General features: G+C 42.8%; 15 protein-coding genes and 3 pseudogenes. 4 read left to right on the top strand and 14 right to left on the bottom strand.

Annotated elements, in window-relative coordinates; translation table 11 throughout:
* Positions 1–343: 343 nt before the first annotated feature.
* The 9 genes and pseudogenes from P378_RS12975 to P378_RS13000 form a co-directional block, all read right to left on the bottom strand.
* Positions 344–631 carry a type II toxin-antitoxin system Phd/YefM family antitoxin gene (locus P378_RS12975; protein ID WP_099083546.1) on the bottom strand — a complete coding sequence of 96 codons (288 nt, stop codon included), beginning with the start codon at positions 629–631 and terminating at the stop codon, positions 344–346.
* Positions 632–903: 272 nt separating this feature from the next.
* Positions 904–2,679: a type I restriction enzyme endonuclease domain-containing protein gene (locus P378_RS21900; RefSeq protein WP_238473206.1), complete on the bottom strand. Its 1,776-nt coding sequence runs from the start codon at positions 2,677–2,679 to the stop codon at positions 904–906.
* Positions 2,583–3,140, bottom strand: a complete 558-nt coding sequence (locus tag P378_RS21905) for a DEAD/DEAH box helicase family protein (protein WP_238473207.1) — start codon at positions 3,138–3,140, stop codon at positions 2,583–2,585. The genes P378_RS21900 and P378_RS21905 overlap by 97 nt, the downstream gene beginning before the upstream one ends.
* 341 nt (positions 3,141–3,481) lie before the next feature.
* Positions 3,482–4,054 (bottom strand): annotated as a pseudogene (locus P378_RS21910) (type I restriction endonuclease); the annotation flags it as partial.
* On the bottom strand, positions 4,055–5,332 hold the full coding sequence (locus P378_RS12985; RefSeq protein WP_099083547.1) for a restriction endonuclease subunit S: 1,278 nt from the start codon (positions 5,330–5,332) through the stop codon (positions 4,055–4,057).
* A gap of 29 nt (positions 5,333–5,361) precedes the next feature.
* Positions 5,362–5,505 carry a hypothetical protein gene (locus P378_RS21915; protein ID WP_238473208.1) on the bottom strand — a complete coding sequence of 48 codons (144 nt, stop codon included), beginning with the start codon at positions 5,503–5,505 and terminating at the stop codon, positions 5,362–5,364.
* Positions 5,496–6,859: pseudogene (locus P378_RS24240) on the bottom strand (type I restriction-modification system subunit M). Before P378_RS24240 ends, P378_RS21915 begins: the two are co-directional and overlap by 10 nt.
* Positions 6,860–7,244: 385 nt before the next feature.
* On the bottom strand, positions 7,245–8,078 hold the full coding sequence (locus P378_RS12995) for an HNH endonuclease (protein WP_099083548.1): 834 nt from the start codon (positions 8,076–8,078) through the stop codon (positions 7,245–7,247).
* 317 nt (positions 8,079–8,395) lie between these two features.
* Complete coding sequence (locus P378_RS13000) at positions 8,396–8,740, bottom strand: (2Fe-2S)-binding protein (protein ID WP_143338488.1); 345 nt, start codon at positions 8,738–8,740, stop codon at positions 8,396–8,398.
* 614 nt (positions 8,741–9,354) lie between these two features.
* On the opposite strand from P378_RS13000, the gene P378_RS19735 reads away from it, so the two are divergent.
* Both P378_RS19735 and P378_RS13005 read left to right on the top strand, forming a co-directional pair.
* Positions 9,355–9,531, top strand: coding sequence for a hypothetical protein (locus P378_RS19735; protein ID WP_180261102.1), 177 nt, complete (start codon positions 9,355–9,357; stop codon positions 9,529–9,531).
* Between the two features lie 209 nt (positions 9,532–9,740).
* On the top strand, positions 9,741–10,379 hold the full coding sequence (locus P378_RS13005) for a hypothetical protein (protein WP_338013919.1): 639 nt from the start codon (positions 9,741–9,743) through the stop codon (positions 10,377–10,379).
* Here the strand turns inward: P378_RS13005 and P378_RS13010 are convergent.
* From P378_RS13010 to P378_RS13025, 4 genes and pseudogenes are all read right to left on the bottom strand, one after another.
* Positions 10,376–11,065, bottom strand: coding sequence for a hypothetical protein (locus P378_RS13010; RefSeq protein WP_099083549.1), 690 nt, complete (start codon positions 11,063–11,065; stop codon positions 10,376–10,378). The genes P378_RS13005 and P378_RS13010 overlap by 4 nt on opposite strands.
* Before the next feature lie 26 nt (positions 11,066–11,091).
* Entirely contained in the window at positions 11,092–12,600 is a 1,509-nt protein-coding gene (locus P378_RS13015; protein ID WP_099083550.1) for a radical SAM/SPASM domain-containing protein, read from the bottom strand.
* A gap of 221 nt (positions 12,601–12,821) precedes the next feature.
* Positions 12,822–13,241, bottom strand: coding sequence for a type II toxin-antitoxin system RelE/ParE family toxin (locus tag P378_RS13020; RefSeq protein ID WP_099083551.1), 420 nt, complete (start codon positions 13,239–13,241; stop codon positions 12,822–12,824).
* A 2-nt stretch (positions 13,242–13,243) separates the two neighbouring features.
* Positions 13,244–13,426: pseudogene (locus P378_RS13025) on the bottom strand (prevent-host-death protein); the annotation flags it as partial.
* Between the two features lie 46 nt (positions 13,427–13,472).
* On the opposite strand from P378_RS13025, the gene P378_RS13030 reads away from it, so the two are divergent.
* Entirely contained in the window at positions 13,473–13,667 is a 195-nt protein-coding gene (locus tag P378_RS13030) for an ATP-binding protein (RefSeq protein ID WP_238473215.1), read from the top strand.
* A gap of 258 nt (positions 13,668–13,925) precedes the next feature.
* On the opposite strand, the gene P378_RS13035 is transcribed toward P378_RS13030, so the two are convergent.
* Positions 13,926–14,285 (bottom strand): NifB/NifX family molybdenum-iron cluster-binding protein, encoded by a 360-nt coding sequence (locus P378_RS13035; RefSeq protein WP_099083552.1) that lies wholly within the window; start codon positions 14,283–14,285, stop codon positions 13,926–13,928.
* 108 nt (positions 14,286–14,393) lie between these two features.
* On the opposite strand from P378_RS13035, the gene P378_RS13040 reads away from it, so the two are divergent.
* Positions 14,394–14,575: transposase (locus tag P378_RS13040; protein WP_143338438.1), on the top strand; the 182-nt coding region annotated here is incomplete at its 3' end.

Raw genomic sequence — 14,575 nt, forward strand, 5'->3', positions numbered from 1 at the left:
TTCAATATGTTATTCAAAATACCTCTTGTCAGATACCTTTTTTAGTAAATCTTTAGTAAAAATAAAAAGACCCTTGAGGGTCCGTTGCTAAGGGAGATTATTTGGTGTGGGGTGACAAGTCCCACATCTCTTTACTAAACAAATTTTCATCTAAAAAACAGCACCTGGCCCGGCAAGCAATAAAAGTTGACTTTCAAAAGCAATAGCAATAAATTATCGGATAAACTTTTCAATATTCATTTTTGCATAAAGGATTCTGTGTATTTCTACTTCATGTTCAGCGACTACATAGAACACCAGATAGTTTTTTAAATCGTTTTGTGCCAAAGGCAGGTATTTCACTTTATACATTATCACCATCTACTTTATTAGCAAGCCTTGACCTTAAATTAGAAAACACTTCTTCATGGGAAAAACGTTTATCAGTGGATTTTGCTTCCAACTCTGCTTCCTTAAGCTTGAAATAGATTTCACTTTCAAATAGTTTGCGCTCATAGGTTTCAATACTCATTACAACCATATCACCATAACCATTCTTGGTCAAAAACACTGGTTCTGCTGTTTCATGTACCAGCCTTGAAATATCAGCAAAATTGTTTCGCAAATCTGAAACTGGTCTAATATGTGGCATATAATCACCCCTTTATTATTATAGCATAATATTATCATGATTATGATAATTAATCAAAAATGTTTATTGCATAATAAAAATGGGCAGAGTTGCAAAAGAAAATCCCCACTTTTGCAACTCAAATCCCCTCAGCCTTGCTCACACGCTTTCTTCTATGGTTATTGTTGGGTCATATTACATTACATCCAGCAACTTCTGGTTCTTTTACAACCACTTACGCTGCTTTTCAAAGTCGGGCATTAATAGTCCTACTTTTGCCCAGTATTTTGCCTTTATCCCGCCCGACTGTATACACTCTGCCCAGCACCATAATAACAATCATAAATGTGCTGATACACCAGATCGCACTTTTGGTTGAATATTTCGGGAGTATATGCTCTCGGCAGTTCCCGGTCAAGAGAATCCTGTATTGTAATCAGTACCGCTGCCCTGGTCTGCTGGCGTTTGCGCCAGTCAAGAACCAGCTTCTCCCTCTTGAGCGTATCCAGCAGTTCCCTGATTACTTTCTTTACCTGAGCCTTATCTTTAGCTGTCAATTTCGGTTCAGGTTTGGTAAGGATATCAAACAGGGCAAGCTCTTCCTCAGTAAGCTGTTCCGCCATACTGCGCTTTTCTTCTTCGGTGAGTTCTCTGGCGAAGGCAAGCAATTTGTCAAACATCAGTTCCACATTCAGGGCGCCGCTGTTGTACTCGTCAATCAGTTTCTGGAACCTCTCGGCAAAATCAACCCTGCTTTTGTTAAGGCGCACCATCTTGTTCAGTTTGGCGTTGATTAAACCTTTCAGTTTCTCCACCTCTGTGTGTTTCTTAGATTTGTCAAAGAACTTTCGCAAGGCCTCAAAATCAATCCGGCTCAAATCAACTTTCGCATTGTACCCGGCAGGGGCTTCGTGGATGATATAACCTTCACTGGCAATAGACTGGTCAAGAACTTCTTCAATATCAACCATAATTTCAGAGATGTCGGCCGGGGGTGTCAGCGCCCTGATTTTATCGGAAATACAGGTAAAAAGATTCTTCTGCTTGGCAAATTCAGAAGCTTTTGGGTCAGGCAAAATAGCTTTATAGAGTTTAACTATATTCCCCGCCATGGATTGAAACCGCCGCTTGGTTTCGTCATTGACCACCAGGAACTCCACAGCATCATCCAAAAGGCCGACAAGTTCAAGACCTGATGTGTTAAGAAGCCGGCCTACGTCAATGCCTTTTTCATTACAGAAAGCAGTTGTTTCGGCAATAGCTTTCTTAAGCTCATCAATCAATGCTGCCTTGTCTTTCACCGGTGTATCAACTGAGCCGCCCGCTGCAGGAGTAGCGTATATGGCAAGAGCTTTTTGAAGATTGCGGAATACGCCGATATAGTCGACGATGGTGCCGCAGGTCTTATCCTTGAATACCCGGTTCGCCCTGGCGATAGTCTGCATCAGGGTATGGTTCTTCATCGGCTTGTCCAAATAAATTGTATTAACGGCAGGAGCGTCGAAGCCTGTCAGCCACATGGCACAGACAAACACGATTCTGAAAGGATCATTGGGGTCTTTGAACTTTTTATCCAGGTCTTCGGTTACCATGCTTTTGCGGTGAGGCAGGATATCCAATCCCTTCTTCTGAAAGGCTTCAACCTCGTTCTGACCGGAAGATATGACCACCGCCATATCGGTTTCCTGCATGTAACCCAGTTTCTTTTTTATTTCTGCTGCTTCTTCAGGATGACATTGGGCAAGCTGCCTGCTCAGTTCCTCCATGTACTTTTGCCAATATTTCCGAACCTTGTCATACATCTTGACGGCAGTATACCTGTCGATGCTCACCACCATGGCCTTGCCCATCTCGCCCCGGGTCATGAAATGCTTGACGATGTCCCCGGCAATTGTCTCCAGCCGGTCGTCACGGGTAATCAGGTGATATTCCCGGGCAAATTCCCGTTCCAGCTTCTTCTCCTCTTCTTCGCTTAACTCGGCGTTGTCGATGATGTCCTGAATTTCATCGTTAAGGTTCTCGTTGATGAGCTGGAGTTCAGGAATACGGTTCTCATAATAGAGGGGCACAGTGCTCTATCCTCAACGGACTGGCGGAAGTTATAGATGGAAACATAATCCCCGAACACTTCCCTGGTTTTTTCCTCGCCGGCCATCAGAGGGGTTCCCGTAAAGGCAATGAAAGAGGCATTGGGCATGGCAGAGCGCATGTTGGCAGCAAGGGTATCATACTGGCTGCGGTGGGCTTCATCCACCAATACAATGATATCGTCCCGGTCGGTTATTTTCGGATATCTGCCATCGCTATCACTTTGGAATTTATAGATGAGGGTAAACACCATCCGGTGGTCCTCGGCCAAAAGCTCCTTTAAGTGCTGGCAACTTTCGGCCTGCACCCTTTCCTCGATAACGGCGCCAACCGCCGCAAAGTTTTTGTAGATCTGTTCGTCCAGTTCCGCCCGGTCAGTGACGATAACAAAGGTCCAGTTGCCGGGTATTTTGCGCAGGATCTTCTGGCAGAAGAACACCATGGAATAAGATTTCCCTGAACCTGGGTGTGCCAGAATACGCCGAGGCGTCCTTTGTTTTCCCGTATCTTTTTCACTGCTTCAATGGCGTTGTTGACCCCCAGGTACTGGTGGTTCTTGGCTACCAGCTTTACCAGAGAGCCGCCGGCATCGCTGAACAGGGTAAAGTTCTCTACGATGTCCAAAAGTTTGGCCTTATCACAGGTTCCGCGAATCATGGTTTCGAGAGATACAACGCCTTCTTCACCCTCATTGTTGACCTTCTTCCATTCGGCAAAGTGCTCCCAGGACGCGCTCATACTGCCGATACGGCTCTGACTGCCGTTGGAAAGAATGATGAAGCCGTTGTACCAGAACAGCTGGGGGATGGTATTTTTATAGTCCCGCAGGTTGTCGTAATAGGCGTGTTCCAGCCTGCGGGCGGTGGATTTGAGCTCGATAAACACAAGGGGAATGCCGTTGACAAAGCCGACAAGGTCAGCGCGGCGCTTGTAGATTTCGCCGGATATCCACAGCTGGGACGCCAGCAGGAAGTGGTTGTTCTCCGGACAGTTCCAGTCAATGACCTTCACAACCTCGTCGGTTTCCTCATCATCGGCGTTCTTATATGTAACCTTGACCCCGTCCTTGAGGAGTTTGTAAACCTCCCGATTGGCCTGGACAGGGCTCAAACTGCTGCGGTCTTTAACGATTTCCTCAATGGCCAGGTTGATGGCCTCACTGTCCATACCGGGATTGAGCTTCTCCAGAGCATTACGGAGATACCGGGTCAGCACCACCTCGGCAGTGGTCTCCCGGCCGAGGGTTCCTGCTGTGCCAAGGGTTTCATGGAAGCAGTTGACGGTTTCATATCCGAGTTGGGCAAACAGGTCGATGGCCGGCTGTTCTATCAATGCATCTTCGCTGTAGTCGTTCATTTAATCACCTCCCACGGCAATATCCAGGTCCTCCACATCCAGTTCGCCGGAGATAAGCTTGGGCAGCAATAGGTCGCGGGTGCGGCGGAGGTTACGATTCTTAGCTCCGAGCTTCTGAATCATATCGAATATAGGGATAATATGATCAGCAAAATTCTGCTGAATTTCCCTGTCTGGTACTAATATTTGGTCATTTTTAAGGAAAAACTCATACTTGAAATTAGTTATACCAGTTGACTGAACCTGATACTTTTCAATAACTCCATTTGCATATATCTCAAGAAGGTGAAGATATATAAGTTCAGGAAGTATGGTTTCCTTATCAGGTCTAATGAGTTTACAAAAGCTGGCACATATCACATCGTTGTCGTAAGAGTTAAGTAACGACTGATTTATTAGTAAAGCTCTTCCTACTGGTTGTCCTTTGCTGCCACCAGATACCTCAAATACTATATCCCCAGCTTTAAGCTTACGGGAACGGAAGTTAGATTCTGTATGGTAACGTAACGGGCATGACTCTATGGAACCTTGTCTCACATTAGGTATATCTGTTCCTCGAATAACATAAGCCGGGACAGTATATTTATCACTTCGGGATACTTCTCCCCAACCGCCTCCAATGGTATGTGCCAAAAGAGAACCTATATTTTTAACCTCCCACCCCTCGGGTATCGGCCCCAGCTCCGACTCCACCATCTTGACCTTCTCATGGCCCGAGAACCTGAACTTCACAAACCACTCCCGGTAAATGAGCTGCGCCATTTCCTCCAGTATCTTAATGCGGCGGGTGTTGTTTTCAATCAGGTCATCGTAAGTAGAGAGGATGGCGGCAATTTTGCGTTGGGTGGGGAGAGATGGAAGATTAATCTCAGCTTTTTCGAAAGTCTCAACATCAACGGCTGGATATGCAGCTCCCTTAACTCGTGATACTAAATAATCGGTAAATGCTTGGTTTGTAACAGTATAATATAGGAATCTTGAATCAATGTTTTCTCTGGGTCTTAATACAGCAAATCCAGTTGAGACTACCAAGTTTGGTTTTGGGTTCTTTATGTATAGGAATGAACGTAAATTAGGTCTTACAGTAGCAACTATAGTGTCTCCGTCTTTGACTAGCCTCTTTGCTCTCCCAGGTGCATCTTTAAGTTCATACTGTGTTGTTCCTGATAAAGTACCTGTACCAACAGAAGATATATCAATATACTCGATTTGGTTGTATTGATATCCTTTAGAGATCGATTCAGGATTAACTTTAATAACATCTCCTAATAACACCATTATTACATTCCTCACATTCCAAACAGTAATTAGCTCAATATCTGCTCCACATTCTCCCTTATCCTCTCCTCCAACTCCGCTGCCTCAGCATTAAGCCGTTCCAATTCCTCGTTCAGTTCCTGCAGCCTTTCCATGAAGTCGAAGTCTTCCTCGTCCTTCTGGGCTACTCCCACATACCTGCCTGGATTGAGGCTCCAGCCTGAGCCTCGATTTCATCAATCGTTACCACCTTGCACAGGCCGGGCACATCTACATATTTACCTTCGGGAAAATGCTCTTTCTGCATTTCACCCGTCCCAGTAACGGTTTCCACCGGTTCGCCGCGGTACAGCCGCACGATATTGGCGATAAATTCAATCTGCTCCGGCGTGAATTCCCGGTGGGCCCGGTCCACCTGGCGGTAGATGTTCCGCGCGTCGATGAACAGCACCTTGTTCCCCCGGTCGGTCTGCCGCTTGCCCTTGTCAAAAAACCAGAGGGTGCAGGGCAGGGTAACGGTGTAGAAGAAGTTTGGCCCGATGGCGATCATCACATCGACGACCCTGTCCTGGATGAGCTTCCTTCTTATCTCCAATTCGGAACCCCTGGCATCGCTGGCGGAATTGGCCATGACAAAGCCGGCCCGTCCCTTGTCATTAAGGGCGCTGTAAAACTCCTGTATCCAGATGTAGTTGGCGTTGTCATTGGTAGGCAGTCCGAAGGGATACCTCGGATCGTCTTTGATTTTCTCCTTGTCCACACCGTCCACATTAAAGGGGGGATTGGCCATAACAAAGTCAAAGCGGTTTAAGCAGTTATGCACATTTTCGTAATAGGTGTTAGCCTGCCGGATGTCGCCCGAGAGGCCGTGCGCCGCCAGGTTCATTTTACACAGCCTTACGGTTTCGGCAACTTCTCCTGGCCGTAGATGGATATTTCACTGCCAGGGTTTTTCTTATGGTTATGGACAAACCGGGCCGACTGGACAAACATACCGCCCGACCCGCAGGCCGGGTCCAGGATACGGCCTTGGTACGGCTCGATCACCTGGACAATGAGTTTAACCAGGGATGTGGGCGTATAGAACTCGCCGCCCCGCTGCCCTTCCGAACGGGCAAACTCGCCGAGGAAGTATTCATAGATATTTCCGAAGACATCACCTTCCACATCCATGGGAATTTCAGAAAATATTTTAAGCAGCGCAATCAGTGTATCATTGTCCAGCCGGGTATAAGTTTTGGGGAGTACATCCTTCAGGTCTTCGTTTTCCGCTTCAATGGCTTTCATGGCCTCGTTGACGGCCTTTCCGATATTCTCGCCTTCCGGCAGCTTCAGGAGATAAGAATATCTCGCCTGTTCCGGCAGGTACATAACCCCTCTGGCCTGATAGTCGGCCTTACCGATGGCACGCCTGGAACCTGATGCCCTTGCTTTTTCGGCAAGCTCCTTTGCGGCCACACTGAATCTTTGGTCGGCAAACCTGAGGAAGATAAGCCCGAGGACGGGCACAGAATACTCGGAAGCCTTGAGCTTTGAATTTGCCCTCAATTGGTCTGCGGCAGTCCATAGTTTTTTTCTATTTCATTGTTAATTGACGGCATTGTCTGCACCTCTCTAAGCTTTTAGCTCGTTTACTGTCAGAATTTTTTTATTTTGGTAAATCCTGCATGAATATTTTGTACTTGTAAAATTGGTAGGTGTTTCCTCCCCTCGTCCACGGGAACATATACAATTCTTCCCAAAAGCCCATAAAGCCTTGCACAGCAAGGCTTTATGGGCGCAGAGTAGAAGGGTGGGGCTGCCACCCTCCCCTCATCAAACCGTACGTGCGGTTTTCCCGCATACGGCTTTCCGATACTCTTCTTCCTTCAGCATTCAGCTTCAGGTTGCCAGCTTCATAATTCCCTTTATCTTCAAAATTTCATACATCTGCTTAATCCCGCCGCGGCGGTAGCGCTTCTGCCTTTTCGCATTGCTCCACAGCGCAAAGCGTTTTAAGCCCTTTTATTCTATTTCGTAATTCTTCAATTGTAAGACTAGCTTTATGCAGCATAGCGTGGCAATTTGGGCATACAGGTCTTAAATCATTTACTGGGTCTATTTGATATTCCTTATTTATTTCATGTAGTGGTCTTAAGTGGTGTACTTCTATGTATTGAAATCCAATATCACCATAAACCTTTTCAAAATCAAATTCACATACACAGCATTTATACCCATATTTTTCAAGACATAGTTTTCTTGCTTTTGGGTTACGTTCATACGCATTTACTGTGATCTTTTTCATCGCACCTTCAAAAAGACTTTCTTCTTGCTGTTTATTTATCTCGTACGGCATTTTAACATATTCATCCATAGTGTCTAAAATACTTAACCTTTTTTCAATAATTAGTTCATCTATTGCTTCTTTTAATTCAGGTCTTAAAATCCAAAGAAAATTTTTCCCATTTTTATGTCTCGCACCTAAAAACATTATATGCCAGTAATTAAACTTTGTACTATCATGTTTTTGCCGAGGAGCTTCTATTCCTAAATACTTTGCGATCCTCTTCCCTAATTGCCCAACATTCGAATTATATGATTTTGGCGATTGACCATTTTTTATTGCTATGTCTGTCGCTGTCGCCATATGATTTGGCTCGTTGTAAACCATTAGAATTAAATCTAAATTATATGGTTTAACAAGTCTTTCATCAACGAGTATATTCTTCCATTGTTCTTTCGTAATATCAACTTTATCATTCCATTCAATCTTATTGTAATCCATTTTTTAACTCCTTTTAAGCAATCAACTTTTTTCGTAAAAGTTAACAAGTTTTTCTATATTTATTACTTACCTTATTATCTATTTGGTAACAATCGTGTTTTCTGCCCACGTCCACGGAAACATATCCCATTTCCTCCCAAAAGACATAAAGCCTTGCGCAGCATGGCTTTATCGCCTGTGTTTTCTTTTGATGGAAACTACTCACTCCACGTGCGTTGAGCGGCGAAAAGCAAGCAAAAGAAAACACTGAATATGTTTCCACAATTCATTCCAGTGTATTTGCATCCTTGTTTTTTAATTTTAAGCAGAATTAATAATCATTTCATTGCTAATCCTTTGTTTATTGCTTCCTGAATGATCTTATGGCAGCAAACGCCCATTGGATTATTCTCTTTGCAATTGGAATTTTTCATTGCACCGGTAATAGCATTCACTTGTTGTACCGTTTTCGATCCATGCTTAACCACAGCGTCAATAACTTGTTCTTCTGTAACTTTGCTGCAATAACATGCGTACTTGGGATTCGCATTTTTCTTAAACCAGACAAGAACTTTGATTTGATCCTTCAAGAATTTAACGCCATTATCTAAATTATAGTAGACAACATCACATTCCTCATTTATACAGATTCTATATTGGTCTCCCTCTACTGCGCTTGGAATCTATCAATTCAATTTTTATTTGATAAGCTTTCATAAGCTTCACCTAAATTCCTTTCCAGTTATTCTTTTAATCATTTTGCAGAACTGCTTCCATTCTTCTGGAAACTTATTGTCACCATACTTTCTGACGGTTCTCCCGTCAGTAATTATTTCAACGCTCCATTGAGTCCCGTCACAGACTCCGGGTTACCATTTTACCACAGCCCTGAGACATTAATTTGAAAAGGCCAGCATCCCCCGTACCATATACTTCCTTTATCATAAACCAATGATAGCATTTGAGTATAGCCTATTTCACCAATTTTCAGTGAATTTTTTGGATGCGCTAAGCTTAACGGGAACCAGAAGAAGTGATGGACCAAACCCTTCATGCTCAGTAAAAATATACCACACTTGAGCCTTTAAGAAATCTGGGCCGGATAATGAGGTGGTTTAGGTAAGGCTGTGAACAATATTTTCCTCTATTTAACATGAGTTATGCACTTGTAGTAAATTAATGCCAAAAAATAATTTTGAAAAATATCCAAAAAACGATTGATATTTTCAAAATCGCCCAATAATCGAAATGGATGGTATTATTTGCCATTACATTATCGATACGGGTGATACAAAAGATGAACTTGCAAAAACCGATCTTTGAAAACAAACAACATGGTCCTGGTGGCGGTATTCCACTCCTGAAAAGTCTTTGGGAGAAATTTGACCTCTCACTGCTCTTTTTACAGACGGGGATTGTCAAGCATTCCGGTGTCTCCGGCTGGTTGATGGCTTTTGCTATATTTGTGGCTTGATTGCTCAAAAGCCCTCGATAAACCAGAATGCAGATTTTACCTCGGATTCTCCCATTCTGAAGGTTTTGTTAAAAGGGGAATCCATCAGCCAGTCCGCTTTCAGCCGGTTTTTCTCGAAACCATTTGATTGGCTCCAGTTTGCGGTAGGCCGTATCCAAAGGCTTCAGGAACATCCGGAATCCCGGTTATCCGAAGGGGATGTGATTGCTTTGGATGACACCAAAGTGGCCCACCCGTTTGGGAAAAAACTTCCCTTCCTGTGCTGGCTGTTTGATAGTTCTACCCGGAATCATATCTGGTGTATGAACTTGACCGTTTTGAAAAACGGCTTGGAATATCCCCTCTTCTGGCGATTCTGGCGTAAAAACGAAAGCCAGGATGACAAACAAACCAAGCTGGAATTGGCACGGAAAATGCTCCTGGATCTCCGCAGTACCTGTCGTGAACGGCTATGGGTAGCTATGGACCGCTGGTTCATATGCAAGAATTTCTTCAACTGGGTGACCAAGGCCAAGAAAAACACCGTTTTGTATTGCAAGTACTCTGATCCGGTATCCCGGAAAGAGCAATACAAGAAGGTCAATCCAAAGAAACCTTATTGTGCTATGCAAGATGGGAATGCAATAAAGAAGGCGCTGAAGAAGCCCTCTCCCACTGCGAAATGGTCAGGTACTTATTCAACGCCAGTCATCGAATTTGCTGTTATGAGCAACAAATCTAAGTATATTTTGACACAACTGGCGATAGGTTTTCAAAGTTCATCGAAAAATTTTGGCTCCACATCCATTCTTGTGGCTGTGGAATTGGTACTATTTACCTATAACTGCATAACTCATGAAAGTGATTAGTTCAAAATATTCCTGAATTGTTCTACTACATTCTTACCTGTTTTTTTATCTTGTGGGATTGGAATATCAAATTCACCTTCCCCATCATTATCAAAACCTCCGTATTTTTCCCATACTGCATATAAAGTTCTGTAATCCCCATTCATAAGCTGCTGACGCACTTGAACAAGCAAATTCAGCAATTCATCTTCAGCAACAAAGCCTACGCCTTCTTCCCCATCGCCTTCGTCTTCCTCATTCTCGTCACCGTAATAATCTTCATATTCATCATATGAATCATCAATATATGCCATATCAACCCTGCAATATATGGCTACCACTGCCCGGTTGCCAATGCTTTCTACGGTAATTCCCAAATCATCGTCTCCACTGAATTCATATTTATATAAATCCTCCAACTGTTCTTGCGTGGTGTTAAATGCAAGTGCAAAAGTCCACCAGTCATAGTCTTCCCGGTACATCACGTCATAATATTTTGCCATCAGATTCTCCCATCCGCCGGGTATGTCATACCCGTCAACATGGTAAGTAAAACTGACTCTTCTTGATGTAGGGTCAGCCCTTCTGGAAAGAGAAGCGACCTCTGCTTTCTCTTTCTTACCAAGCGTCTTATCTAAGGCTAAGAATTCATAGGATGTGGAACTATGGTCTGAAGTAAATCCTTTTCTGATGCTTATTATCCTCATTTCAGTTACCTCCAGTTAGTTCGTGTTTATCTATTATTGATCCAAGATGGATAATCCTTATTATTATCCTCCTCAAGCCATTTCTCAATTTCTTCACGGGTTGCATATGGAAATCCTGCGTCAGTACAACCTATAGTATCCTGTATATCAGCTATGACATCATATTCATCATCAGTATAGTTACTCCCACATAAAGGTCCAGGACATCCCGGATCAGAACCGATTGCATCCTCTGCAAAGACTCTGCACCCACCACAAAAGACTTTTGCCTGACATTTTCCACAGCTACTGTTTTTAAAACACTTTTTTTCTCTAAAGCTCCTGTATTTTTTAACTACATTGCTCCTATTCCAAATACATTCAAAATCCTCATTCAGCAAGTTACCTGCCTTAAAAATATCCCCAACAAGCTGCGAACAAGGATAAACAGAACCATCAGGCGCGACAGATATTATCCTATCTCCTGCAACACATCCTCTTATTCCTGAATATAAGGCTGTTTGCGGATTCAATCTCCGTTCCAGAAAAGAGAGGGCACAATCAATCCGGAAAAGTATATCTGTATGCATTTCCTGCATCACCGTCAATCTTTCCTCTAAAAGGTCTAGATCATGCTTATTCGGCTTTTCTTGAAGCCACCGTTTCACATTTTTAGGAGGCTTGTACCTAAGCAGGGTATACCGCTTAAAACCGCTGCTTATAAGCATTTCAATTACTCTATCAAAATTATGTATGGAGGACCTTGTCATAATTAAATTTGCGCCAGCAATTATGCCGCGTTCATTCAACTGTGTTATTAATACTCTAAGCTTTTCTGCAGCACTGATGTCTCCATTTATAAGCTCATCCGTTCTTATTCCGATTTGAAGAGTTTTTATGTGTTTTGCCAATGCATCAAGTCGTTCGCGTTCAATTTCATATTTTCCTGTAGTAATATGAACTGCCAAACCTTTTTCCGATGCTCTATGCACAATGTCCTCCAAGTCATTTCTTATCAAGGGTTCTCCGCCTCCGATGGCAAGCTGGAAAACACCGCTGTCTGCTATTTTACTTATCAAATTATATGCAGCTTGAGTATCAAGCTCGTTTGTAAATAAGCTTTTATGACGTTCAATATAGCAATCAGGACATGCTTCTCCACATTTATAGGTCACTGCCCAATGAACTGTCTCAGGAGCACTCAAATGTTCATATGCAGGCCATCTAAGTTTTATGAGATTTTTTTCTTGAAGCCGCTTTCTATAATCTTCAGACAGGATTCCATTTGGCATTACATCAATAATTCCCATATCCGCAAACCTTGATAATATACCTTTTATGCCTCCACTATTTATCCTTTTTCCCTTATAGGTTATAGGCATATCCAATAAAGCATTCATATCAACTAATTCAATATGCTTTATTATTGAAATGACTGTGAAAGCTTCCCTATCAATATCAATAACATCTCCCGTATCCATATTGAAAAGAACCCCGCCAAAATATTCTTTTCTTATTTTAACTTTGTCGGAAAGTTTAATAAAGTTGGATTTCATATGCTTTCTTATCCTCTTATTTTCCACAGCATGGATTTTGTGGTATCCTTGTCCTGCATTTGGATCTCCTTTATTTTTAGAGATTTGGGCAAGGACTACCCTATATTTCTATTATAAAGGTTTTTTCTTTCTTGTGCAGGATATCTTTAGTTATATCTTGCTATTCAAAATGGTTGACAAGTTGGAATTTTGTTTTTAGGCAACACTGGTGAGTAAGGATATCAGGTGGCAGGGCTTCTTTCAGCCATCGGCTCGGCAGACATGCCTGGCGAACGAGAAAGCCGCCACATCTGTGACGGCTGCAAGTAATTTGATTTTAGGTCTTTGCTCAGCTCATCTGAAAAAAGAATTGACAGGTAATCCCGTACGCCATTCAAAATACGATAAACTGAAACGAATTCTCCCTCAATCTTGTAAAATATAAGATAAACCCCGCAAACAAGGAAGTGGTAATCCGTTTTTATATTAATCTTAGCACCGAGCGAAACTCCCATTTCAGGAAAATCGGCCAGCTTTTCTATCTTGGAATAAATGGCGGTTCCCATCTTTTCAGCTGCTTCCGGATTATCCTCGGTGATGTAGGCTTTTATTTCCTGCATATCGGCAATCGCCACAGGGTTGATTCTAACTTTGAATCTCACGTTCAGACCTCCAATGCTTTCTTGAGGTCATCAAGGGATTTCCATTCCTCTCCTGTTTTAATTGCATCCTCTGCCTCGGAGAGCTTTGACAAAAGCTTAATCACCGCCTGCTGTTTTTCGTATTCCTGAATATCCATAAGAACATAGCGGCCTCTGCCATTTTTAGTCAAAAACACGTTCCTACCAATTACAAGGCAAGAAGCAAACTTATTTTTTCAACTGGTAACCAACCTGTACCAGAACACATCGGTTATTGTGACCTCTAACAAAGGTTTTGACGAGTGGCCGGAATTCTTTGGTGACCCGGTTATCACCGCGGCCATCCTGGACAGGCTTGTCCACAACAGTGAACTGTATAATATGACAGGCGACAGTTATCGTCTGCAGCATAGGAACACCATATTTAATCATTCACAATCTGATTAAGCTTATGGAGCTGTGGTTTGCTGGAGTTATTAACAACCTTCAGCAAACCACAAGAAACGCCCGTGGAGTTATCCACAGGCAAGTAATGTTATGTAACTGGGAAAAAACGTCCAAAATTATTGGCCGTTTTTTATCCAAAAGTATTGACCGCTTACAGTCCTCTTTTGCTTCCGTGTACCTTCCGGGATAATAAATAGAATGCACTCTTTAAAAAGCCGATTGAGACACAATGCAACTCAACCGGCTTTTTTCAATGATTTAATTACCGCATTCGTCGTGGTGCTGATGCTCATGGCAAACAGAACCGGTGGATTTGAGGGCACCTTGCAGATATGATGTTGCCGCTGCCTTAGCGTCGCCACTTGCTCCTGTAATTACTTCTATACCTTTTTCATTGAAGATTTCGATAGCTCCTCCACCCATACCTCCGGAAATAATCACATTCACGCCCATATCGTTCAAGTAATTGGGTAAAAATCCTGGCTTGTGTCCGGGGTTTGGTATAGTTTCATTCTTAATAATTTGGTTGTTTTCTACTTCAAAAATAATGAAGCTCTCACAATGTCCGAAATGTTCCGTAACCATGCCGTTCTCACTTGCTACTGCAATTTTTATCATTTCTTTTTCCTCCATCTTTTCTAATATTTCTGCAACAGGATCAAGCCAATTATAATGGATAAAGAAAACTAGACAAAAAAACAGCTTTATTTAAGGTGGATCGTTGCCGTGAGAAAATCATATTCTGGGGAGTTCAAAGCCAAGGTTGTACTGGAAATTCTCAAGGAAGAGAAAACCATATCCCAGATTGCTTCAGAGTATGGGATTCATCCAAATCAATTGCTTAAATGGAAAAAAGAGGCAATAAGATCTCTGGCAGAAGTTCTTGAAGATGGTCGTAGAAAGAGTGA

It is taken from the genome of Desulforamulus profundi (assembly GCF_002607855.1).

Coding starts and splice junctions, on each gene's coding strand:
- P378_RS12975 (WP_099083546.1), bottom strand. CDS start 631: ATGCCACATATTAGACCAGTTTCAGATTTGCGAAACAATTTTGCTGAT.
- P378_RS21905 (WP_238473207.1), bottom strand. CDS start 3,140: ATGGTGTTCTTCTGCCAGAAGATCCTGCGCAAAATACCCGGCAACTGG.
- P378_RS12985 (WP_099083547.1), bottom strand. CDS start 5,332: ATGGTGTTATTAGGAGATGTTATTAAAGTTAATCCTGAATCGATCTCT.
- P378_RS12995 (WP_099083548.1), bottom strand. CDS start 8,078: ATGGATTACAATAAGATTGAATGGAATGATAAAGTTGATATTACGAAA.
- P378_RS19735 (WP_180261102.1), top strand. CDS start 9,355: ATGAACTTGCAAAAACCGATCTTTGAAAACAAACAACATGGTCCTGGT.
- P378_RS13010 (WP_099083549.1), bottom strand. CDS start 11,065: ATGAGGATAATAAGCATCAGAAAAGGATTTACTTCAGACCATAGTTCC.
- P378_RS13015 (WP_099083550.1), bottom strand. CDS start 12,600: ATGAAATCCAACTTTATTAAACTTTCCGACAAAGTTAAAATAAGAAAA.
- P378_RS13035 (WP_099083552.1), bottom strand. CDS start 14,285: ATGATAAAAATTGCAGTAGCAAGTGAGAACGGCATGGTTACGGAACAT.